At 66.2% G+C, this 20075-nt stretch carries 26 protein-coding genes and 1 pseudogene; 4 read left to right on the top strand and 23 right to left on the bottom strand.

The window, feature by feature from the left end; genetic code table 11:
- Nucleotides 1-9 precede the first annotated feature (9 nt).
- From BN4252_RS08910 to BN4252_RS08820, 19 genes and pseudogenes are all read right to left on the bottom strand, one after another.
- Nucleotides 10-2148, bottom strand: coding sequence for a DUF6541 family protein (locus BN4252_RS08910; protein ID WP_066529605.1), 2139 nt, complete (start codon nt 2146-2148; stop codon nt 10-12).
- Between the two features lie 77 nt (nt 2149-2225).
- A complete protein-coding gene (truA, locus tag BN4252_RS08905; RefSeq protein WP_066529597.1) occupies nt 2226-3071 on the bottom strand; it encodes a tRNA pseudouridine(38-40) synthase TruA in 846 nt (281 codons plus the stop codon).
- A gap of 167 nt (nt 3072-3238) precedes the next feature.
- Nucleotides 3239-3814: a 50S ribosomal protein L17 gene (gene rplQ / locus BN4252_RS08900; RefSeq protein ID WP_066529594.1), complete on the bottom strand. Its 576-nt coding sequence runs from the start codon at nt 3812-3814 to the stop codon at nt 3239-3241.
- A gap of 46 nt (nt 3815-3860) precedes the next feature.
- Complete coding sequence (locus BN4252_RS08895) at nt 3861-4874, bottom strand: DNA-directed RNA polymerase subunit alpha (protein WP_066529591.1); 1014 nt, start codon at nt 4872-4874, stop codon at nt 3861-3863.
- A 158-nt stretch (nt 4875-5032) separates the two neighbouring features.
- Nucleotides 5033-5638, bottom strand: coding sequence for a 30S ribosomal protein S4 (rpsD, locus tag BN4252_RS08890; RefSeq protein ID WP_066529589.1), 606 nt, complete (start codon nt 5636-5638; stop codon nt 5033-5035).
- 28 nt (nt 5639-5666) lie between these two features.
- A complete protein-coding gene (rpsK, locus tag BN4252_RS08885; RefSeq protein WP_066529586.1) occupies nt 5667-6068 on the bottom strand; it encodes a 30S ribosomal protein S11 in 402 nt (133 codons plus the stop codon).
- A 3-nt stretch (nt 6069-6071) separates the two neighbouring features.
- Nucleotides 6072-6440, bottom strand: a complete 369-nt coding sequence (gene rpsM / locus BN4252_RS08880) for a 30S ribosomal protein S13 (RefSeq protein ID WP_066529581.1) — start codon at nt 6438-6440, stop codon at nt 6072-6074.
- A 180-nt stretch (nt 6441-6620) separates the two neighbouring features.
- On the bottom strand, nt 6621-6839 hold the full coding sequence (gene infA, locus BN4252_RS08875) for a translation initiation factor IF-1 (RefSeq protein WP_018017508.1): 219 nt from the start codon (nt 6837-6839) through the stop codon (nt 6621-6623).
- Nucleotides 6840-7029: 190 nt separating this feature from the next.
- A complete protein-coding gene (locus tag BN4252_RS08870; RefSeq protein ID WP_078056873.1) occupies nt 7030-7815 on the bottom strand; it encodes a L,D-transpeptidase in 786 nt (261 codons plus the stop codon).
- Nucleotides 7816-7886: 71 nt separating this feature from the next.
- Entirely contained in the window at nt 7887-8678 is a 792-nt protein-coding gene (gene map, locus BN4252_RS08865) for a type I methionyl aminopeptidase (protein ID WP_066529576.1), read from the bottom strand.
- 78 nt (nt 8679-8756) lie between these two features.
- On the bottom strand, nt 8757-9302 hold the full coding sequence (locus BN4252_RS08860; RefSeq protein ID WP_066529571.1) for an adenylate kinase: 546 nt from the start codon (nt 9300-9302) through the stop codon (nt 8757-8759).
- The gene (gene secY / locus BN4252_RS08855) at nt 9302-10630 is read right to left on the bottom strand and encodes a preprotein translocase subunit SecY (RefSeq protein ID WP_066529566.1); all 1329 of its coding nucleotides are present in this window, start codon (nt 10628-10630) and stop codon (nt 9302-9304) included. The genes BN4252_RS08860 and secY overlap by 1 nt, the downstream gene beginning before the upstream one ends.
- A gap of 476 nt (nt 10631-11106) precedes the next feature.
- Nucleotides 11107-11544: pseudogene (gene rplO / locus BN4252_RS08850) on the bottom strand (50S ribosomal protein L15); the annotation flags it as partial.
- 7 nt (nt 11545-11551) lie between these two features.
- Complete coding sequence (rpmD, locus tag BN4252_RS08845; protein WP_066529559.1) at nt 11552-11737, bottom strand: 50S ribosomal protein L30; 186 nt, start codon at nt 11735-11737, stop codon at nt 11552-11554.
- A 5-nt stretch (nt 11738-11742) separates the two neighbouring features.
- Nucleotides 11743-12390, bottom strand: coding sequence for a 30S ribosomal protein S5 (gene rpsE / locus BN4252_RS08840; protein WP_066529556.1), 648 nt, complete (start codon nt 12388-12390; stop codon nt 11743-11745).
- A 40-nt stretch (nt 12391-12430) separates the two neighbouring features.
- Entirely contained in the window at nt 12431-12844 is a 414-nt protein-coding gene (gene rplR, locus BN4252_RS08835; RefSeq protein WP_066529550.1) for a 50S ribosomal protein L18, read from the bottom strand.
- A 2-nt stretch (nt 12845-12846) separates the two neighbouring features.
- Nucleotides 12847-13383, bottom strand: a complete 537-nt coding sequence (gene rplF / locus BN4252_RS08830) for a 50S ribosomal protein L6 (RefSeq protein WP_066529544.1) — start codon at nt 13381-13383, stop codon at nt 12847-12849.
- 18 nt (nt 13384-13401) lie between these two features.
- Nucleotides 13402-13800, bottom strand: coding sequence for a 30S ribosomal protein S8 (gene rpsH, locus BN4252_RS08825; RefSeq protein ID WP_066529541.1), 399 nt, complete (start codon nt 13798-13800; stop codon nt 13402-13404).
- Between the two features lie 307 nt (nt 13801-14107).
- The gene (locus BN4252_RS08820; RefSeq protein ID WP_066529537.1) at nt 14108-14827 is read right to left on the bottom strand and encodes a DUF2786 domain-containing protein; all 720 of its coding nucleotides are present in this window, start codon (nt 14825-14827) and stop codon (nt 14108-14110) included.
- 147 nt (nt 14828-14974) lie between these two features.
- On the opposite strand from BN4252_RS08820, the gene BN4252_RS08815 reads away from it, so the two are divergent.
- Genes BN4252_RS08815 through BN4252_RS08805 form a run of 3 tightly spaced genes read left to right on the top strand, consistent with a single transcriptional unit; the run spans nt 14975 to nt 16613 of the window.
- Nucleotides 14975-15283 carry a DUF6457 domain-containing protein gene (locus tag BN4252_RS08815; protein WP_066529535.1) on the top strand — a complete coding sequence of 103 codons (309 nt, stop codon included), beginning with the start codon at nt 14975-14977 and terminating at the stop codon, nt 15281-15283.
- A gap of 4 nt (nt 15284-15287) precedes the next feature.
- Nucleotides 15288-16136: a formate dehydrogenase accessory sulfurtransferase FdhD gene (gene fdhD, locus BN4252_RS08810; RefSeq protein ID WP_066529530.1), complete on the top strand. Its 849-nt coding sequence runs from the start codon at nt 15288-15290 to the stop codon at nt 16134-16136.
- Between the two features lie 9 nt (nt 16137-16145).
- The gene (locus BN4252_RS08805; protein WP_066529527.1) at nt 16146-16613 is read left to right on the top strand and encodes a carboxymuconolactone decarboxylase family protein; all 468 of its coding nucleotides are present in this window, start codon (nt 16146-16148) and stop codon (nt 16611-16613) included.
- A gap of 92 nt (nt 16614-16705) precedes the next feature.
- Here the strand turns inward: BN4252_RS08805 and BN4252_RS08800 are convergent, their stop codons facing one another.
- The 4 genes from BN4252_RS08800 to rplN form a co-directional block, all read right to left on the bottom strand.
- Nucleotides 16706-17488: a formate/nitrite transporter family protein gene (locus BN4252_RS08800; RefSeq protein WP_066529522.1), complete on the bottom strand. Its 783-nt coding sequence runs from the start codon at nt 17486-17488 to the stop codon at nt 16706-16708.
- A gap of 146 nt (nt 17489-17634) precedes the next feature.
- Entirely contained in the window at nt 17635-18231 is a 597-nt protein-coding gene (gene rplE, locus BN4252_RS08795) for a 50S ribosomal protein L5 (protein WP_066529519.1), read from the bottom strand.
- A gap of 2 nt (nt 18232-18233) precedes the next feature.
- A complete protein-coding gene (gene rplX / locus BN4252_RS08790) occupies nt 18234-18548 on the bottom strand; it encodes a 50S ribosomal protein L24 (RefSeq protein ID WP_066529518.1) in 315 nt (104 codons plus the stop codon).
- 3 nt (nt 18549-18551) lie between these two features.
- A complete protein-coding gene (rplN, locus tag BN4252_RS08785) occupies nt 18552-18920 on the bottom strand; it encodes a 50S ribosomal protein L14 (RefSeq protein WP_066529512.1) in 369 nt (122 codons plus the stop codon).
- Between the two features lie 326 nt (nt 18921-19246).
- On the opposite strand from rplN, the gene BN4252_RS08780 reads away from it, so the two are divergent.
- Entirely contained in the window at nt 19247-20038 is a 792-nt protein-coding gene (locus BN4252_RS08780; RefSeq protein WP_066529509.1) for a formate/nitrite transporter family protein, read from the top strand.
- The last annotated feature ends 37 nt before the right edge of the window (nt 20039-20075 follow it).

Below are 20075 nucleotides of genomic sequence, written 5' to 3'. Positions count from 1 at the left end.
CCCGCCCGTTTAGCCGGCGGAGGCGGGCGCGCTGAGCTCGGTGAAGTCGTCGGAGCCGTGGCGCACCGCGTCGCGCTGCAGCTCCTTCAGCTCGTCTGCGCTGAACGCACTGTTGACGGCGAAGATGACCGTGTCGCCCTTGCGGTAGACGGGGGTTACGCCGCGCGTGAGCCACAGCCCCCGCTCGAGCTCCAGGTGCGGGCGCTGGAACGCCCAGAAGGGGCCGGGGCTGACGAGGTAGAAGCGCACGTCGAGGTCCCGCGCGGCCTCGTCCGCGATATTGCTTGCCGACGCCTCCCCGCGCACACCCTCACCGAGGAAATCCGACGCGTCGGCGAGGATGCTGAACTTCGCCCCCGGGTAGCCCACCGGGCCCAGGTAGTGGCGGGTGAGCGTGGGTACGCCGTTGTAGGCGTAGATCCAGGAGTGGCCGTCCGCCGGGTCGCCCATGGTGTAGCCCTCGTACGCGGCGGGCTGCGAGCCGAGCCAGTTGAAGGCGGCGAGGTCCTCCTCGGTGACCATGCGACCGCCGTCGCGCGACCCGAAGTAGGCGTGCTGCGCCCCCGCGGTAGCCGCGTCGCGCACGGCCGGCACGGCCCAGGCGCCGACGCCCAGCGCCACCACGACCGAGGCGCCGGCCGTGATGCGCCTGCCCACAGCGCTGTCCTTGCGGGCCGCCACGGGTGCGAGCAGGATGGCCCGCAGCATCACCGCCACGGCGATGGCGGCCGCCGCGTAGACGCACATCACCACCGGCAGGATGAGCCGGTGCTGCGTGTTGTAGTGCAGGTTGCCCACGGCCGAGAGCAGGTCGCCCCAGGTGCCGCCCACCGGCGTGACGGCGTTGGCGGCCACGCACACGCTCACCGCGTAGAACAGCGCCGGCCACACCTGGCCGCGCCAGAGGATGAGCGCGAGCGCCCCGAAGCCCGCCAGCCACAGCAGGATCGTGGGGTCGAAGTCTGGGAAGAACTCGGCCACGTGGCGGGTGTCCATGAAGAAGGTGGAGTGCCAGCCGTCGGTGTTCTCGGCGTTCTCCGCCGCCTGCCAGCCGGAGACCTCCTCGGCCTGCTCGGAGCCGGCCAGCAGCTGGGGCAGGAAGGCCAGCGACGCCCCGAGCGCGGGGACCGCCAGCCACAGCGTGTCCGCGAGGCGCCCGCGCTCCGGACGCACCAGGGTGGACGTGAGCCAGCTCAGCGCCACCGCCAGCACCACCACGGTGGCCGATGACGGGTGCACCGTGAGCACGCCCAAAAAGCCGAGGGCCGCGGGCAGCGCCGCCGCGTGCCGCCCAGGCACGCTCAGGAACAGCCAAACCACGATCCCGGTCATGGCCATGGCGAACAAGAAGGGCCACATGCCCACGTAATCCGAGATCCACAGGAACTGCGGCGCCGCGTAGATGCCCACGGCGGCGAGCCCTGCGCCGATCTGCGCGGTCAGCCCCCGCGAGCGCATGAACGCCAGCACCAGACACCCCATGGAGATGGGCAGGGCCAGCGCCGGTAGCACGGCCTGCGCGATGTTCAGGGCCGGGATGGGCTCCAGGCCCGCCGCCTCCGCAAACAGTGCGATGCCGGCGTGGTAGCCCACCGGGTACAGCGACGCCGCGTGCGTCTCAGGGTTCTGCAGCTCGCCCATGCGCGTCGCCGAGGCCACGCCGGTTTCCATGATGAATCGCACCGCGTTGGCGTGCCACTGCACGTCCCAGCCCTGCACGATGTTCCAGGTGCCGTGGGGCACCCGCAGCTGCCACTGCAGCCGGTTGTTCGCGCCCATCCAGGCGCCGACGGCCATGCCTGCGGTGGGCAGGACCCAGGAGGCGTCGGCAAGCCTGGCCCTGAATCCGCCGGGGAAGAGCGCCTCGCGCCACCCAGCGGCGCCCCGCGAGCGCGCCCGGCGGGCGAACGCGTAGCGCCACGCGGCGGCGAGCCCCAGCGCCATGGCAAGGCTCACCCCGTACGTCCACAAGGTGAATCGCGCGCTGGTCAGCCCCCACAACCAACCGCCCATGCCGATCACGCCGAACGTGACGGGCAGCGCCGCCCACAGCGCCTCGCCGCCGCGCATGCCGGCCACCCACGCAATGAGGAACCCGGGCACCAGGAAGAAGGCGACGGCGAACCAGGCGGCGGCAATCGCGCTCATCTCGCCTCCTGTCTCCGGTTGCTGCGTACCGCAAGCATTCTATTGCCTCCCCACCCGCGCGGGCGCACCCGTGCCGCCTAGAGGCTGCGGCGGTCCCGCGTCACCTCCACGCGCGCCGCCAAATCCTCATCCCGCGGGTAGTCCACGCCGGCAAGCGTCAGCCCCTTCGCCGGCGCCAGCTGCACCGAGGGGTCGCGCGACGTCTTCTCCAGCAGCGCCAGCGCCCACGCGAGGTCGCGGCGGCCCTCCCCCACCGTCAGGCACGCGGCCGTCATGGCGCGCACCATGTTCCAGCAGAACGCGTCCGCGGTGATCTCCGCCTCGTACAGGTCCGGCTCGTGGGGTGTGGAGGCGTCGCGCCAGCGAAAGGCGTGCAGCTCGCGGATGGTGGTGGCGTGCTCGCGCGGCTTGCAAAAGGCGGCGAAGTTGTGCAGGCCCACCAGCGCGTCCGCCACCTGCTGCGCGGCGGCCAAGTCCACCGGTTTGCCCCACACGGCGGTGTCCCGCGCCCGCGTGGGTAGCGCGCCGGCGGGATGCGTAGTCACCCTGTACGTGTAGTGGCGGGAGAGTGCTGCAAAGCGGGCGTCGAAAAGCAAAGGCACCTCCCGCACTGCGAAGACCCGCACGTCCGGTTCGAGGAGCTTTGCTAATCGACGCACAAGAGCACCCGCATCACCCCGAAGCGACCGCTGCTCCAAACTCGCGCGGGGGATGTCGGCGTGGGCGACCTGGGCGGAGGCGTGGACACCGGCGTCCGTGCGCCCCGCCACCGTGAGCGAGACCGGGGTGCGGAGCACTAGGGTGAGCGCGTCCTCGATCTCCGCCTGCACCGTGCGCACGCCCGAGGTCTGGCGGGCCCAGCCGTGGAAATCCGTGCCGTCGTAGGCGATGTCGAGGCGGATGCGCACCGTGTCCGTGTTCATTGCCCAGGCAGTGTACCCACACCGCGTACCCACACCGCGTACCCACTCCGCGTACCCCACCCCCCGGCGGGCCGGAAATGCGAAGAGCGCCCCGCCGCACGAATGCGGCGGGGCGCTTCGGCCCGGTAGGAGCTCGCTGGGGCGCTGGGCGCGCTGCGAGCGCCGGACTACTTCTCCTCGGTGGTCTCCTCGGCCGGAGCCTCGGTGGCCTCGGGGGCCTCGGGGGTCTCGACAACCTCAGTGGTCTCCTCGGCCGGAGCCTCGGCGGCCTCGGGAGCCTCGACAACCTCGGTGGTCTCCTCGGCCGGAGCCTCGACCTCAGCAGCGGCCTGCGCCTCGCGGGAAGCGGCGGCGCGGGCGGTGCGGGTGGCCTCGGAAGAGACGGTCTCCTCGGTCACCAGCGAGATCTGCACCATCGGGGCGTTGTCGCCGGAACGGTTCTCCAGCTTGATGGTGCGGGTGTAGCCGCCGTCGCGGCCCGCAAACAGCGGGGCCAGGTCGTTGAACAGGTGGGCAACGATGGCCTTGTTCGGCAGCTCAGCGGCCACAGCGCGGCGGTCAGCCAGGGTGCCGCGCTTCGCCTTGGTAATGAGCTTCTCGGCGTAGGGGCGAAGCATCTTCGCCTTGGCCTCGGTGGTCTTGATTGCACCGTGCTCGAACAGGGACTGGGCCAGGTTGGACAGAATGTGCTTCTGGTGGCTGGCGGACCCTCCGAGACGGGCACCCTTCTTCGGGGTAGGCATGTTCGTACTCCTCGTGTGCGATTAGTTGAGCGCGTGCTCAGTGTGGTTACTCGGTCTCTTCCGCGCTGGTGTCAACGTAGTCGCCGGTCTCAGCGTCGTAGCCCTCGATCTGGGTCGGGTCGAAATCTTCCGGGGCGTCCTTCAGAGTCAGGCCCAAGCTGGCGAGCTTGATCTTGACCTCGTTGATGGACTTCTGGCCGAAGTTGCGGATGTCCAGCAGGTCGGACTCCGTGTACTCGGCCAGCTCGCCGACGGTGCTGATCTCCTGGCGCTTGAGGCAGTTGTAGGAGCGCACGGAGAAGTTCAGGTCCTCGATGGGCATGTTGTAGGCGGCGATGTACTCCGTCTCTTGCGGGGACGGGCCGATCTCGATGCCCTCGGCGGCCGTGTTCAGCTCGCGCGCCAGGCCGAACAGCTCCACCAGGGTGGAGCCTGCGGAGGCCAGGGCGTCGCGGGCAGACATGGAGTTCTTGGTCTCCACGTCGATGATGAGCTTGTCAAAGTCGGTGCGCTGCTCAACACGGGTCGCCTCAACCTTGTAGGCGACGCGGGTGACCGGGGAGTAGATCTGGTCGACCGGGATGCGGCCGACCTCTCCGCCGGAGTTGGGCATGGCCGGGACGTAGCCGCGGCCGCGCTCGACAACGAGCTCCATCTCGAGTCGGGCCTGCTCGTTGAGCGACGCGATGTGCAGCTCCGGGTTGTGGATCTGCACGTCCGCCGGCGCGTCGATGGCGGCGGCGGTGACATCGCCCGGGCCCTCAACGTTGAGGTACATAACCACCGGCTCGTCGGAGTCGGAGGAAAGCACCAGATCCTTGACGTTGAGGACGATCTCAGAGACGTTCTCCTTCACGCCGTTGATCGTGGTGAACTCGTGGAGCACACCGTCGATCTTGATGGAGGTCACGGCCGCGCCCGGGATGGACGACAGCAGCGTGCGGCGCAGGGAGTTGCCCAGGGTGTAACCGAAACCGGGCTCGAGCGGCTCGATGACGAACTTCGAGCGGTTGGTGTCGATGTACTCCTCGGTCAGTTGAGGGCGCTGAGAGATGAGCATGAACTTCTCCTTTTTCGGCAACCACTATTTGATGCCGGTCGGGATGGATGTGTGGAAGATTTCGCAGGGCTCGTTGCTTTTCGACGCAACCTTGGAAGAGACTGCGAGACACTGCGGGATACTGCGCGGTTCGAAGCGACCGCGGAAGAAATCCGGGGTTACTTCGAGTAGAGCTCGACGATGAGCTGCTCCTGCAGGGGCACCTCGATCTGAGCGCGCTCGGGCAGCTGGTGCACGAGGATGCGCAGGGTGTCCGGAACGACCTGCAGCCAGGCCGGGACTACTGCGTCGAGCAGGTTGTCCTGAGCTTCTTCGAACCACAGCATCGAGCGGGACTTGTCGCGCACGTCGATGATGTCGTACTGGGTGACCTTGAAGGACGGGACGTCCACAGCCTTGCCGTTGACCGTGAAGTGGCCGTGGGACACAAGCTGGCGTGCCTGGCGGCGGGTGCGGGCCAGGCCTGCGCGGTAGACGACGTTGTCCAGGCGGGACTCCAGCAGGATGAGCAGGTTGTCGCCGGTCTTGCCCGGGAGGCGGTTAGCCTCCTCGTAGTAGCGGCGGAACTGCTTCTCCATCACGCCGTAGGTGAAGCGGGCCTTCTGCTTCTCCTGCAGCTGGAGCAGGTACTCGGACTCCTTGATGCGGGCGCGGCCAGCCTGCCCCGGGGGGTAGGGGCGGCGCTCGAAGGACATGTCGCCGCCGACGAGGTCGACGCGGAGGCGACGGGACTTACGGGTAGCAGGGCCGGTGTAACGAGCCATGTCTAGTTACCTCTTTCCTTTCAGCCTGTTAAACGCGACGACGCTTCGGCGGACGGCAGCCGTTGAACGGCTGCGGCGTCACGTCGGAGATCGAGGACACCTCCAGGCCGGCGGCCTGGAGCGAACGGATGGCGGTCTCGCGGCCGGAGCCCGGACCCTTGACAAACACGTCGACCTTCTTCATGCCGTGCTCCATCGCCTTGCGGGCGGCGTTCTCGGCAGCCATCTGCGCGGCGAACGGCGTGGACTTGCGGGAGCCCTTGAAGCCGACGTGGCCGGAGGAGGCCCAGGAGATCACAGCACCGGACGGGTCCGTGATGGACACGATGGTGTTGTTGAAGGTGGACTTGATGTACGCGTGGCCTGCGGCCACATTCTTCTTGACGACGCGACGCCCGCGGCGCGCGCCGGAACGAGTCTTCGGAGGCATGTGTTACTTCTTCTTTCCTGCGATGGTCTTCTTCGGGCCCTTGCGGGTACGCGCGTTGGTCTTGGTGCGCTGGCCGCGAACCGGCAGACCGCGGCGGTGGCGCAGGCCCTGGTAGGAGCCGATCTCAATCTTGCGGCGGATGTCAGCCTGCACCTCGCGGCGCAGATCGCCCTCCACCGTGTAGGAGGACTCGATCGCGTCACGCAGTGCGGACAGCTGGTCGTCGCTCAGATTGTCCGTGCGCAGGTCGGGAGAGATACCGGTCTTCTCGAGCAGTTCCTTCGCTCGGGTCGGGCCGATGCCGTAGATGTAGGTGAGTGCGATCTCCATGCGCTTGTTGCGCGGCAGATCAACACCTGCAAGACGTGCCATGTGGTCACGTTCCTTTCGGGTTGTTACGGTGGTTTTCTCCCTACCCGTCCACGCCAAGCAACGCTTTGTCCGGGCCGTGCCGGAGGATGGGTTGTGATTTCGCGCGGCTCTGGCCACCGTGGCCGGAGGTAGGCGGCGCGGCCGGGCTGGCCGCGTCTGGGTAAGGAGGCGAAAAGCTACTTACTTGTAGCGGTAGGTGATGCGGCCCCGGTCCAGGTCGTACGGGGAGAGCTCCACGATGACCCGGTCCTCGGGGAGGATGCGGATGTAGTGCTGGCGCATCTTGCCACTGATGTGGGCGAGAACCTCGTGCCCGTTGTCGAGCTCGACACGGAACATCGCGTTCTTCAAGGGCTCGACGATGCGGCCCTCAACCTCGATTGCGCCTTCTTTTGCCATACACTCCACTTCCTACAGTGCCCGCGCATTTGCGCAGGTACTTAACGTTTTTCCACCAATTGCTACGTGGCACCGCACCCGGAAGCCCGGCTTCTGGAGCAGCACCAACGGGAAACTTTATCCAACTACCAGCAAAAAGACAACCCAGTACCACACGGGCACTGGGTTGACGGGGATCGGCGCGCGCCGGCTAGAACACGTACACCTTGTCGCCGTACTGCAGATCGTTGAAGTAACGGACCGCGTCGTTGTGGTACAGGTGGATGCACCCGTGGGACATCACGTACGGATCGCCCTCGTGGAAGGCGATGCCGTTGTTGGTGAAGTAGACGGAGTACGGCATCGGGGCGTTGCCAAACTCCCAGGAGATCTCGTCCTTGACCTTGCGGTTGACGTAGAAGGTGCCGCGCGGGGTCTCGTACCCCACGCGGCCGGTGCTCACCTGCACCGGGCCGTAGTAGATCTGGCCGTTGTTTTGCAGCCAGGACTTCTGGTTCTTCAGGTCGATGCAGGCCTTCGCGTCGGCCGGGCACGGGTTCGCTCGCGGTGCCGGCGCGGGTGCCGGGGCCGGAGCCGGAGCCGGCGCCGGTGCCGGGGCGGGAGCCGGCTTGGGCGTGCGCTCCGCGATCAGGCCGGGGAAGAAGGCCTCCACAGTCTGGTCGATGCCTGCCTTCGCCTGCGCCGGGGCCTGCGGTCCGAACACGGACAGGGCGTCGGCCTGCTGGCGCAGGGTGTTGCGGGTGTTCCAGGCGGCGTCGCGCGCGGCCTGGTTGTTGCTGGAGCCGAGGCCCGAGAGCTGCTCGGTTACCTGGGCGTTGAAGGCGTCAATGCCGGAGGACAAGCCAGCAACACTCGGGGCGGCCTCAGCCGCTCCCGGGTGAGCGGCCAGCGATGCGACGACGCCGAGGCCGGCAGCGACGGACGCAGCTCGGCGCTTCCACGGGGACGGCTTCGCGTGACGGGGAGTGTAAGACATGCGTCGAAGTATAGCCCCCATGCAACGCACCGCATATATGGAAACGCCTCACAGGTTTTCGCAGGCGTTCGTTACGTGCGCGGCGTGAGGATGCGCGGCCCGCCGGCGGTGGCCGCCACCGTGTGCTCCCAGTGGGCCGCCGGGGAGCCGTCGACGGTGACCACGGTCCACTCGTCCTCGAGCACCTCCGAATCCACCTCGCCGCCGAGGATCAGCATCGGCTCGATGGCCAGCACCGACCCCTCCTGGATGAGCGGCCCGCGGTGGGGCCGGCCCTCGTTGGCCAAAAACGGCTCCTCGTGCATGGTGCGCCCGATGCCGTGGCCTCCGTAGCCGTCCAGAATGCCGAGCTCAACCCCGAAGCGCTCCTCGGCCTCGCGGGTGGCCACCTCCAGCGCGTGGGAGACATCGGTGAGCTTGTTGCCGGGCACCATCGCCTCGATGCCGCGCGCCAGCACCCACTCGGTGGCGTCGTTCATCTTCGCCACCGCCGGGTCCAGCTCGCCCACGCCGAAGGTCCACGCCGAGTCCCCCACCCAGCCGTCGAGCGTGGCCCCGCAGTCGATGGACACCAGGTCGCCCTCGCCTAGCACCACACTTGCCGACGGAATCCCATGCACCACCACTTCGTTCACCGACGCGCAGATGGAGCCCGGGAACCCGTTGTACCCGAGGAACGTCGGGATCGCGCCGTGGTCGCGGATGACGGCCTCCGCCACGCGGTCCAGGTCGAGCGTGGTCGCCCCGGGCTTCGCGGCGGCGCGCACCTCCTGCAGCGCGGTACCGACGATGCGCCCGGCTGCCTCCATGGCGTTGAGCTGCTCGGGCGTCTTGGCCGCGATCTTGCGTTTGCGGAAGGCCATTGCGGTGTCTCCTTCAGGTTTCGTCGATAAGCAAATGCAAAAGGCCGGTGCACGCACCGGCCCTGAACAACGCGAAGGCTACCGCTTGAGTGCCTGCATGGCGCGCTCGTTGATCTCGTCCACGTCGCCCACGGCGTCGATGGAGATGATCTGGTCGCCGTAGTGCTCGATCAGCGGGGCGGTCTCGTCGCGGTACACGCCGAGGCGGGTGCGGATGGTCTCCTCGTTGTCGTCGGCGCGGCCGCGGGCCAGCATGCGCTCGACCACCACGTCCTCGTCCACCACAAAGTTCAGCACACCATCCAGCGAGTGCCCGGACTTCTGCAGCAGCTCCGAGAGGATCTCCGCCTGCTCCACGGTGCGGGGGAAGCCGTCCAGCAGGAAGCCGTCGGCCGCGTCCGGCTCCGCGAGGCGGGCCTCGACCATGCGGGCGGTCACGTCGGTGGGCACCAGCTTGCCTGCGTCGATGTAGCTCTTCGCCTCCACACCCAGCGGGGTGCCCTCGCCGATGTTGGCGCGGAACAAGTCGCCCGTGGAGATGTGGGGAACGCCCAGCTTGGTGGAGAGGATGGCAGCCTGGGTGCCCTTGCCGGCGCCGGGAGGGCCGAGAAGTACGAGACGCATTATCGCAGAAGTCCTTCGTAGTTGGATTGCAGGAGTTGGGATTCAATTTGCTTGACCGTGGTCAGCGCGACGGAGACCATGATCAGGATCGCGGTGCCGCCGAACGCGCTCATACCCATCCTGCCGGAACCGGTCACACCGGCATCCATGGCCAGGTTCGGCAACACAGCGATCGCGGCCAGGTAGATCGAGCCGACGAACAGCAGGCGGTTCATCACAAACCCGAGGTACTCGGCGGTGGCCCGGCCCGGGCGGATACCCGGGATGAAGCCGCCGTACTTCTTCATGTTGTCCGCCTGCTCGACCGGGTCGTACTGGATGGACACGTAGAAGTAGGAGAAGAAGATGATCAGCACCACGTAGCTGAGGATGTACTGCCACGAACCCGGGTTCTGCAGCCACGCCATCACGTGGTTCATCCACCAGTTGTCCGGCGGGGTCGGCTTGTTCATGGTGACGATCTGGGTGATGAGCACCGGCACGTACATCAGCGAGGAGGCGAAGATCACCGGGATCACGCCGGCCTGGTTCACCTTCAGCGGCAGGTAGGTGGACGAGCCGCCGTACTGGCGGCGGCCCACCATGCGCTTGGCGTACTGCACCGGGATCCGGCGCTGGCCCTGCTCAATGAAGATGATGCCCACCACGAGCGCGATGATTGCCAGTACCACCAAGGTCAGCGTCAACGGGCCGGAGTTCTGGTAAATGAACACGCCTTCCGACGGAATCTTGGTGGCGATACCGGCGATGATGAGCAGCGACATACCGTTGCCCACGCCCTTCTCGGTGATGATCTCACCCAGCCACATGATAAGGATGGCGCCCGAGGTCATAACGATGATCATCATCACCAGAGTCCAAATGTTGCGGTCCTCCACCAGCACGGGCATGCCGCGACCGAGCAGCTGCTCGCGGTCGGCGAGCGCCACGATGCCGGCGGATTGCAGCAACGCCAGCGCCACAGTGAGGTAGCGCGTGTACTGCGTCATCTTCGCCTGGCCGGACTGGCCTTCCTTCTTCAGCTCCTCGAACTTCGGAATCACCACAGTGAGCAGCTGCACGATGATGGACGCCGTGATGTAGGGCATGATGCCGATGGCGAAGATGGACAGCTGCAGCAGCGCCCCGCCGGAAAACAGGCCGATGATGGAGAACATCGTGGCCTGGTCGCCCTGCGAGATGTCCTGCAAGCGCTGGTTGATCAGCGCGTAGTCAACACCCGGGGTGGGGATCTGGGCACCGAGCCGGTACAAAACCATCAGCGCGACGGTGATCAGGATCTTCTTGCGCAGATCCGGATCCTTAAACGCCTGAGCAATTGCGGACACAAAGCCTCCTGGCTCCCAGCACGTACCGCGCTCGGGAGGTAGCGGACAGTTGACACTGGCAGATGCGGCGCACCCGAAGTTGGGCACGTCAAATCCGACCCAGCCGTCTTCGACCCCACCACCCTAGCAGCCGTCCCCCCGCATCCGGTATTTGCGCCACCGCTATGTGCGCCTCAGCCGTCTGCAGCCATCTGCAGCCACCTGTGCCTCCACGCGCAAAGACCCCCGCCGTCCCGGCACAGTGCCGGAAGGCGGGGGTCTCGGGCTGGCTAACCCGCTGCGTACGCACGGGCTGCCGCGGCGGCTTACGCCTCGGTCTGGTCAGCCTTGATTGCGGTGGAACCGCCCTGCAGCGGGTCGGAATCCAGCACGCCGCGGGCACCCTCGGTTGCCTCAGCGGCCGGGGTAGCCTCCCCAGCTGCGGACGCGGACGGTCCCTCGACGTTCTTCGGGGCGCGCTTGCTGTAGGACTCCGTGCTCACGGAGCCGCCTGCGGCCTCGATCTTCTCCACAGCGGACTTGGAGAACTTGGTGGCGGTGACGTCGAGCTTGACGTCGATGTCGCCGTTGCCCAGAACCTTCACCGGCTCCTTCGGGCGCACGAGGCCCGCGGCGACGATGTCGGCAATGGCAATGGTGCCGCCCTCCGGGAACGCCTTGGCCAGGTCGGCAACGTTGACAACCTGGTACTCGACGCGGTTCGGGTTCTTGAAACCCTTGAGCTTGGGCAGACGCATGTGCAGCGGCATCTGGCCACCCTCGAACGCGGCGGACACCTGGCGGCGAGCCTTGGTGCCCTTGGTGCCGCGGCCGGCGGTCTTACCCTTCGACGCTTCACCGCGACCGACGCGGGTCTTCGCCTTGTTGGCGCCCTGAGCCGGGCGCAGATCATGGAGCTTAATGATGTCAGCCATGTTCTATCTACTCCCCTGCTACTTCTTCAACGGTGACCAGGTGGCGCACCTTGAGGATCTGGCCGCGGGTAGCGGCGTTGTCCTGCTTGATCACAGACTGGCCGATCTTGCGCAGACCCAGAGCTTCCAGGTTCTTGCGGGTCGCCGGCTTCTCGCCCACCTTGCCGTGGTGCAGCGTAATCTTCAGTGCCATTTCGCTTACGCCTCCTGACCTGCGCGGGCGCGCAGCATACGGGCCGGAGCGACGTCCTCGATGGCCTTGCCGCGCTTCGCCGCAATCTCCTCGGGGCGAACGAGCTGCTTCAGGCCGGCAACGGTTGCCTGGACAACGTTCAGGGCGTTGTCGGAACCGAGGGACTTCGCCAGGATGTCCTGGATACCAGCGCACTCGAGCACCGGGCGGACAGCGCCGCCGGCGATGACACCGGTACCGGGGGCTGCCGGGCGGAGCATGACGATGCCCGCGGCCTCCTCAGCCTGCACCGGGTGCGGGATGGTGCCGCCGATCATCGGGACGCGGAAGAAGTTCTTGCGAGCTTCCTCGGCGCCCTTCTGGATGGCAGCCGGAACTTCCTTCGCCTTGCCGTAGCCCACGCCGACCATTCCCTGGCCGTCGCCGACCACCACGAGGGCGGTGAAGGACATGTTGCGGCCGCCCTTGACGGTCTTGGCCACGCGGTTGATGGTGATGACGCGCTCGATGTACTTATCGCGCTCGTCGTTCTGGTTGCGGCGGTCGTCGCGGTCGCGGCGGCCGCGGCCACCACGATCGCCGCGCTCGCCGCGGTTGTTGTTGTTCTCGTTGTCGGCGGAGCGCCCGCCGTCACGCCGTTCACGTTCGGCCATTACGCGATCCTTCCGTTGTTGATGTTGTTGGCGGTGATCATTAGAACTTCAGACCACCTTCACGAGCTGCGTCAGCCAGGGCCGCCACGCGGCCGTGGTACTTGTAGCCGCCGCGGTCGAAGACGATGGCGTCGATGCCGGCGTCCTTCGCGCGCTGGGCCACGAGTGCACCAACCTTGGCTGCCTTCTCCTTCTTGTCGCCCTCAAACGCGCGGATCTCCGGCTCCATGGAGGAGGCGGAAACGAGCGTGTGGCCCGCCAGGTCGTCGATGACCTGCACGTGGATGTGGCGCGAGGAGCGGTGCACGACGAGACGCGGGGTCTCCGGCGTGCCGCGCAGCTCCTTGCGGATGCGGTAGTGGCGACGAGCGCGAGCCTCGCGGCGGCGGGTAGAGATGTCCTTGCCCACCGGAGTGCGCTTCGCGTTTGCTGCGTTCTCTGCGGTATTGCTCATGATTACTTACCCGTCTTTCCGACCTTGCGGCGGATCTGCTCACCCTCGTAGCGGATGCCCTTACCCTTGTACGGGTCATCCTTGCGGAGGCGGCGGATGATCGCTGCGGTCTGGCCAACCTTCTGCTTGTCAATGCCCTCGATCGAGAACTTGGTGTTGCCGTCGACCGCGAAGGAGACGCCTTCCGGCGCCTCGATCAGGATCGGGTGCGAGTAGCCGAGCGAGAACTCGAGGTCCTTGCCCTTCTGCTGCACACGGTAACCAACACCGAAGATCTCCATGTTGATCTTGTAGCCCTCGGTCACGCCGACAACGAGGTTGTTGACCAGCGAGCGCGACAGGCCGTGCAGAGCGCGGTTCTTGCGGTGGTCGTCCGGACGGGACACCAGGATCTGGTTGTCCTCAACGGAAGCGGTGATCGGCTCCGGCAGCTCGAGGGAGAGGGTGCCCTTCGGGCCCTTCACCTCAACGTTGCGGCCGTCAATCTTGGTCTCCACGCCGTTCGGGATGGCGATGGGTGCGTTACCTACACGCGACATAGTCTGTGCAACCTCCCTTTACCAGACGTAAGCGAGGACTTCCCCGCCTACACCCTTCTCTTTTGCCTGGCGGTCGGTGAGCAGACCCTGGGAGGTGGAGATGATAGCCACACCCAGGCCGCCGAGCACCTGCGGCAGGTCGTTGGACTTTGCGTACACGCGCAGGCCCGGCTTGGACACGCGGCGCAGGCCAGCAATGGAAGCCTCGCGCGTCGGGCCGTACTTGAGGTCGAGGGTGAGCTTCTTGCCCACCTTCTCGTCCTCCACCTGGTAGTCGTTGATGTAGCCTTCCTGCTTCAAGATCTCGGCGATGTTCACCTTGAGCTTGGAGGAGGGCATGGACACGCTGTCGTGCTGCGCGTTGTTCGCGTTGCGCACGCGGGACAGCATGTCCGCGATCGGATCAGTCATGGTCATAAGGTGACCGTTTCCCTTTCTCGTTGCGGTTCCCTTGCCCACCTGACCCCGTGAAAGGTCGCGTTCTCCGTGTGGTCTGTCGGGGGCTACTTCACGCTCCCCGCGCTCAGTAACGCGGGGCGCTCGCCGCCTCCCTTGCACGCGGTCCGCATTCGGCGGGGGGCCTGCAACAAAGTTGGTTTCTTACGTTCTTGTCGGAAACGCGCGCACGGCAACACCGGCGCACAAGTCCGACGGTCTAAGCTACCTGCCCCGGCTGCGCATTAGCAAATTGCTTGTCGACGCCCCCTTCGCGCCCTCAACGCCTTCAAAACGGAAGTGCGGGCCGCGACTGCACTCGCGTCTGGCCGAGGTCGGTCATGCTCCCGGCATCCTGGCCCCGGTAGTACGCGTCGGCGTCGAAGGCGCGGCTGCGGCGGGTGGCGCCCGCCTTAAAGTACAGCCCCTGGGATTCGGCGTACGCGTTGCGGGCGCGCTCGGCTTCCAAGGCATCGTCGACAAGCGCGAGCTCATACGCGGAGCCGGCGGGCGACACCGTGCGCTCCGCGCTCTGCAGGCGCTTCGCGACGGTGGCGGCGAAGCCGCGCATGAACGAGCGCCGGCGCACCACCGCAGAGGCCCAGCCGTCCGGCTCCACGCCGCGCGCTCCGGCCATCATGACAGGCAGCAACATGGAATAGAGCAGGTCCACGCGCTCCATGTGCCGCCGCAGCCCGAAGACGTCCGCACTCTCCACGCGCGTGGACTGGGGTACGCCCTGGTAGTACCCGGTGCAGTGCAGCGCCTGTGCGATGGCCAGCAGCAGCCGCGACTGCATGTCGCTGTACGCGCCGGCGAACTCGTAGTGCTTATGGGCCACCAGATCCCCTTCGTCGGGCGCGGTCAGGTCCCGCTCATCGAAGCCGTAGGCCGCCATGAGGGCAAACGCCTTTTCGTAGAAGGAGTCCCCCTCGGGCGTGCCGGCGCGGTCCGCCGCCAGGTTGAGCAGCTTCTGCACCTTCTCCTTGATCTTGTCGATGTCCCGCATGTATCCCCCTTGTTTCGGTAGTTTCCTTGCTGTTGCATCGGTTATAGCAACCGCCCCCAACACGCGGAAGTGCTCGACGCCCGGCCTGTGGAATTCGGCGAAATTGGGGTGTGGATAACCCCCATGCGCACGGCTAGAGTCGTGCGCATGTCCGAGAAGGAACCACTGCGCACCACCCACGAATGGCTGGACGCCGTTTCCCGCGAGCTCGGGGTCGACCCCCAGCTCACGCGCGAGCTCGTCGGCGACGTGCTCGATATGACGGCGGCCGTGGCCCCCAACGGACCCGCCCGCCCCGCGGCCCCGCTGACCGCCTTCGTACTGGGTTTCGCCGCCGCGCGCCAAGACCAGCCCGGACCCGACCCGACCCGCGCGCTGATCGGGCAGGTCACGGAGCTGCTCGGGCGCTACGACAGCCCCGCCGCCCGCACCCCGCAAGCAAAGGACCTGCGCTAACCACATGAGCCGGATCAACCGACGATTCGCCGTTACCAAAGTCACCCGCGGCACGGGCGCGAACGAGGGGCGCTTCCTCACGGACACCCGCGCGGACACCGTCACGGCCGAGGAGCCGCTGGAGATCCGCGCCGGTGGCGAGACGCTGACCACCACCATGCGCACGCCCGGCCACGATGTCGAGCTCGCCCACGGCTGGCTCTACGCCGAAGGCCTCATCACCTCCGCCCGGGACGTCACCACCGCCCGCTACTGCGCGGGCGCCACCGGGCCCGACGGGGAGAACACCTATAACCTCCTGGACATCGACCTCGCCGCCAGCGCCACGCCGGTCACCCCGGAGTTCATCCGCCTCACCCCCACCACCAGCGCTTGCGGAGTGTGCGGCACGCAGTCCATCAGCGAGCTCCTGCACAAGGTGCACCAGCCCATCGAGCCGGTGGCGCTCGATCCAGAGCTGGTGATGGCACTGCCGGACCTGCTCGCGGCCGAGCAGCAGCAGTTTAAGAAAACCGGCGGCATACACGCTGCCGGCGCCTTCGACATGGACGGCAACGCGATCGTGGTGCGGGAGGACATTGGCAGGCACAACGCAGCCGACAAGGTCATCGGGCATTTGCTGCTTAGCGGCGCCCTCCCCGCCCGCAACACCATCCTCGTCATAAGCTCCCGGGCATCCTTTGAGCTGGTGCAAAAGGCCGCGATGGCCGGCTTCCCCGCGCTCGTGGCGGTCTCGGCCGCCTCCTCGTTGGCCGTCGAGCTGGCCCGCGAGGCGGGGATGGTGCTGGCGGGCTTCACCCGCCGGGACCGTTTCAACCTCTATTCCGGGGACGTGGCCGCCCCGGTGCGTTAGCGTGGGGGCATGACCACCCGTGATCTTTCCCCCGAGTACCAGGCCCCCTTCTACCCCGCGGTGCAGTACCTCGAGTCGGCGCTCGAGCCCGAAATCGCCGAGTACGCTTTCCTGCGTGCGTCCGCCCTGAACGGCTGCCGGGTCTGCACCGCCACGCACCGCCGCAACTCGCGCGGCCTCGGATTCCCGGAAGCCAAGATCACCGCCATCGAGCACTGGACCGAGCACAGGGCCGAATTCGAAGACAAGGAGATCGCACTGCTTGAGTTCACCGACGCGGTGACCACGCTCGAGGGCCGCGAAGCCGCGGTGCCCGACGAGTTGTGGGCGCGGATGGAGGACCACTACGGCAAGGACGGCACCCGCAACGTGCTCGTGGCCATCATCACCATGAACGTGTTCAACCGCTTCGGCATCGCGGCGCAGATGGACCCGGCGAAGGTCGAGGGCGCCAGCGAGTTCGACCTCGCCCAGTAACCCCCCGCGCCGCGCGCCGGCACACGTCAAAACCCGCACCTCCCAGTGAACGAGCAAGGGGAGATGCGGGTTTACTCGTGCGAAGCCTCGGCCTAGTCCTTGTACACGGTCTTTGTGTTGTTCAACCAGGCGTACACGGCGCCGATGCCGAGGCCGCCGCCGACGAAGTTGCCCAGCCACACCATCAGCCAGTTCAGGCCGACGGCCCCGAGCGTAAAGTTGTCCGGCTGCGGGTCGGCGAACAGCGTCATGGTCATCAGCGAGAAGTTGGCGATGATGTGCTCGAGGCCCAGGCCGACGAAGATGGCGATGATCGGCACGATGGCGAAGAACTTGGACACGATCTCCTTGGACTGCAGCGCCATCACGATGGCCATGTTGACCACAAAGTTAGCCAGCACCGCCTCAATGAACGCGCCCCACGCGGACTTGTTCAGCTTGCCCTCGGAGATGGTGGCGATGAGATGGGTGTTGTCCATCGAGCCGAGCTTGGCCGACTGGCTCAGGATGGCGGCTACCAAGAACGCGCCGACCAAATTGCACAGGGTCGCTGCGACGACGAACCAGACGGTCTTTCCCCAGGACTGGTTGCCCTTGGCCGAGGCCCATGAGCCAAACATCATGTCGCCGGTGGCCAGCTCACCGTTGAGCACCACGATGGCAAAGAGGCCGAAGCCGAAGAGCAGGGCGAATACCACGCTGCCGAGGCCGGGAGCCAGCTTCTCCACCGCGTTGCCCGCAACGCCCGCGAACGCGGTGGCCACGGTGAGGTAAATGCCGGCGAGGACGGCGCGGCCGGCGAAGCGGCCGAAGTCCTGATCGAGCAGCTCGACCTTCTTGGCCGCGCCCTTGTCAATGGTTTCTGCGAGAGACATGAGCGATACCTTAGCAGCGGGTGTGCTGCATCACATAGTTCGCTGCCCGCCCAGTTGCCGGCGCGAACGAGCCCATGCGAAAGCCCCCTGGACCGGGAAGCCGGTACAGGGGGCCGTCGGGAAGCACATGCTCCCTCAGCTGGCGTTTAGGCCTGCTGCATCTTGCCGTCCTTGTCCACGAACGGGAAGCCGAGGTGGCGCAGGAGCGCGCGGCCCTCGTCGTCGTTGGTGGCGGTGGTCACGAGCGTGATGTCCATGCCGCGCACGCGATCGATCTTGTCGATGTCGATCTCGTAGAACATAGTCTGCTCGGACAGGCCGAAGGTGTAGTTGCCGTTACCGTCGAACTGCTTGTCGTTCAGGCCGCGGAAGTCGCGGATACGCGGCAGTGCCACGGTGAGCAGGCGGTCCAGGAACTCCCACATGCGGTCGCCGCGGAGGGTGACCTTCGCGCCGATGGGCATGCCCTCGCGGAGCTTGAAGTTCGCGATGGACTTCTTGGCGCGGCGCAGCTGCGGCTTCTGGCCGGTGATGGCGGTGAGGTCCTCGAGCGCGCCGTTGATCACCTTGGAGTCGCGGGCGGCGTCGCCCACACCCATGTTGACCACGATCTTGGTCAGGCCCGGGATCTGCATCACGTTGTCGTAGCCGAACTCCTCGTTCAGCTTCGCGCGGATCTCGTCCTGGTAGCGCGTCTTCAGACGCGGGGTGTACGTGTTCACAGCCGAAGTGGATTCAGTCATGTCTAGATGTCCTTCCCGTTCGACTTGGCCACGCGGACCTTCTTGCCGTCCTCGTCGAAGCGGTAGCCCACGCGGGTGGGGCGGCCGTCAGAGTCGAGCAGCATCACGTTGGAGACGTGGATCGGAGCCTCCTGCGTAACGATGCCGCCGGACTCGGCGCCGCGCTCGTTGTAGGAGTTAGCAACGTGCTTCTTGATGCGGTTGACGCCCTCGACGAGGACCTTGTGGCGCTGCGGGTAGGCCTCGATGACCTTGCCCTGGGCACCCTTGTCCTTGCCGGAGATGACCTGCACCATGTCGCCCTTCTTGATCTTCATAAGTTAGATCACCTCCGGTGCGAGAGACACAATCTTCATGAACTTCTTGTCGCGCAGCTCGCGGGCCACGGGGCCGAAGATGCGGGTGCCGCGGGGCTCGGTGTCGTTCTTGATGATCACGGCGGCGTTCTCATCGAAGGCGATGTAGGAGCCGTCCGGACGACGGGTCTCCTTCTTCGCGCGGACGACGACGGCCTTGACAACCTCGCCCTCCTTGACGTTGCCGCCCGGGGCAGCTTCCTTCACGGTGGCGACGATCGTGTCGCCGATGCCGGCGAAGCGCTTGACAGAACCGCCGAGAACGCGGATGCACAGGATTTCGCGTGCGCCCGTGTTGTCGGCGACCTTCAGGCGCGATTCTTGCTGAATCACTTCTTGGTCTCCTGACCTGGATCGATGTGCGTCAGATTTCCGTCCTGTACGCACGTGGTCAATGTTTTCTCGGAGCCTATTGCTTATCGACGAACCCCGCGCGCCCGTTCCCCTCAAGCGGAGAAGCGCGCAACGTGGTCGAAGGGTCTCGGCCGGTTCACTCGGAAACGCGCGTTCCAGCCGACCAGCATTAGACAACTGGAGTATTCAACCACGTCGGTGGCGGTTTCCCAAAATCAGCTCCTGGAAAATCAGCTCTGGAGAATCGCGGGGAGGATCCGTCTATCGGTCTCGCTTTTAGGTATTACCTGTAATAGATTTGTGGCGTGAGTTTCTTTGAAGCAGCCCCCAAAATCATTTCGAACAAGCTGGCTCTGTTCGGGCAGGAGCCGGCCCGCTTCGCCACCCGCGCAGTCCTCGCGGGCGTCTACCTCGGCATCATGACCGCGTTCGCGGCCACTACCGCGCAGCTGCTCGACGAGTACGCGCCCGGCTGGGGCAAGTACGCGTTCGGCGCCATCTTCGCCTCGACGCTCTATATCATCATCGTCCTACAAGGCGAGCTCGCCACCGGTGACATGATGTTCATGACCTACGGGTCCATACACAAACTGAATTCGTTCTGGCGCGGCGTCCTTTTGGTCCTGTTCGTCACCTTGTTCAACCTGGTCGGCGCCGTTGCTATCGCCTGGCTCATCTCGCGAACCACCATCGGCCAGCACGTCGATGCGGACAGCTTCCTCCACGGGCTCCTCGTGGCCAAGCTGCAGAAGTCATCCGCCACCCTGTTTGTTGAGGCGATCCTGGCCAACATGGTGGTCAACATCGCCTTCATGCTGGCCACCCAGGCCGGCAAAGACTACAGCGCGAAGCTGTGGGGCGTCATCCTGATCATCCCGTCCTTCGCAACGATGAGCTACGAGCACTCCATCGCCAACTTCATCCTCACCACGCTCGGCGGCTTCACCCTCGGGCCGGACGCGATCGACGGCTTCACCGCCTGGAACGTGATCCGCAACTGGACCGTGGTGTGGCTGGGCAACTTCGTCGGCGGCGGCTTCATCATGGGTGGCCTCTACGGCTGGCTCAACCTGACCAAGACCGACTACAAGGATTAACCCGCGGCTCGCCGCGCGCCGGCCGGCCTGCGGGGCA

The organism is Corynebacterium bouchesdurhonense, assembly GCF_900078305.2.
Classification (GTDB): domain Bacteria; phylum Actinomycetota; class Actinomycetes; order Mycobacteriales; family Mycobacteriaceae; genus Corynebacterium; species Corynebacterium bouchesdurhonense.
This window is presented reverse-complemented; position numbering and strand designations above follow the sequence as displayed.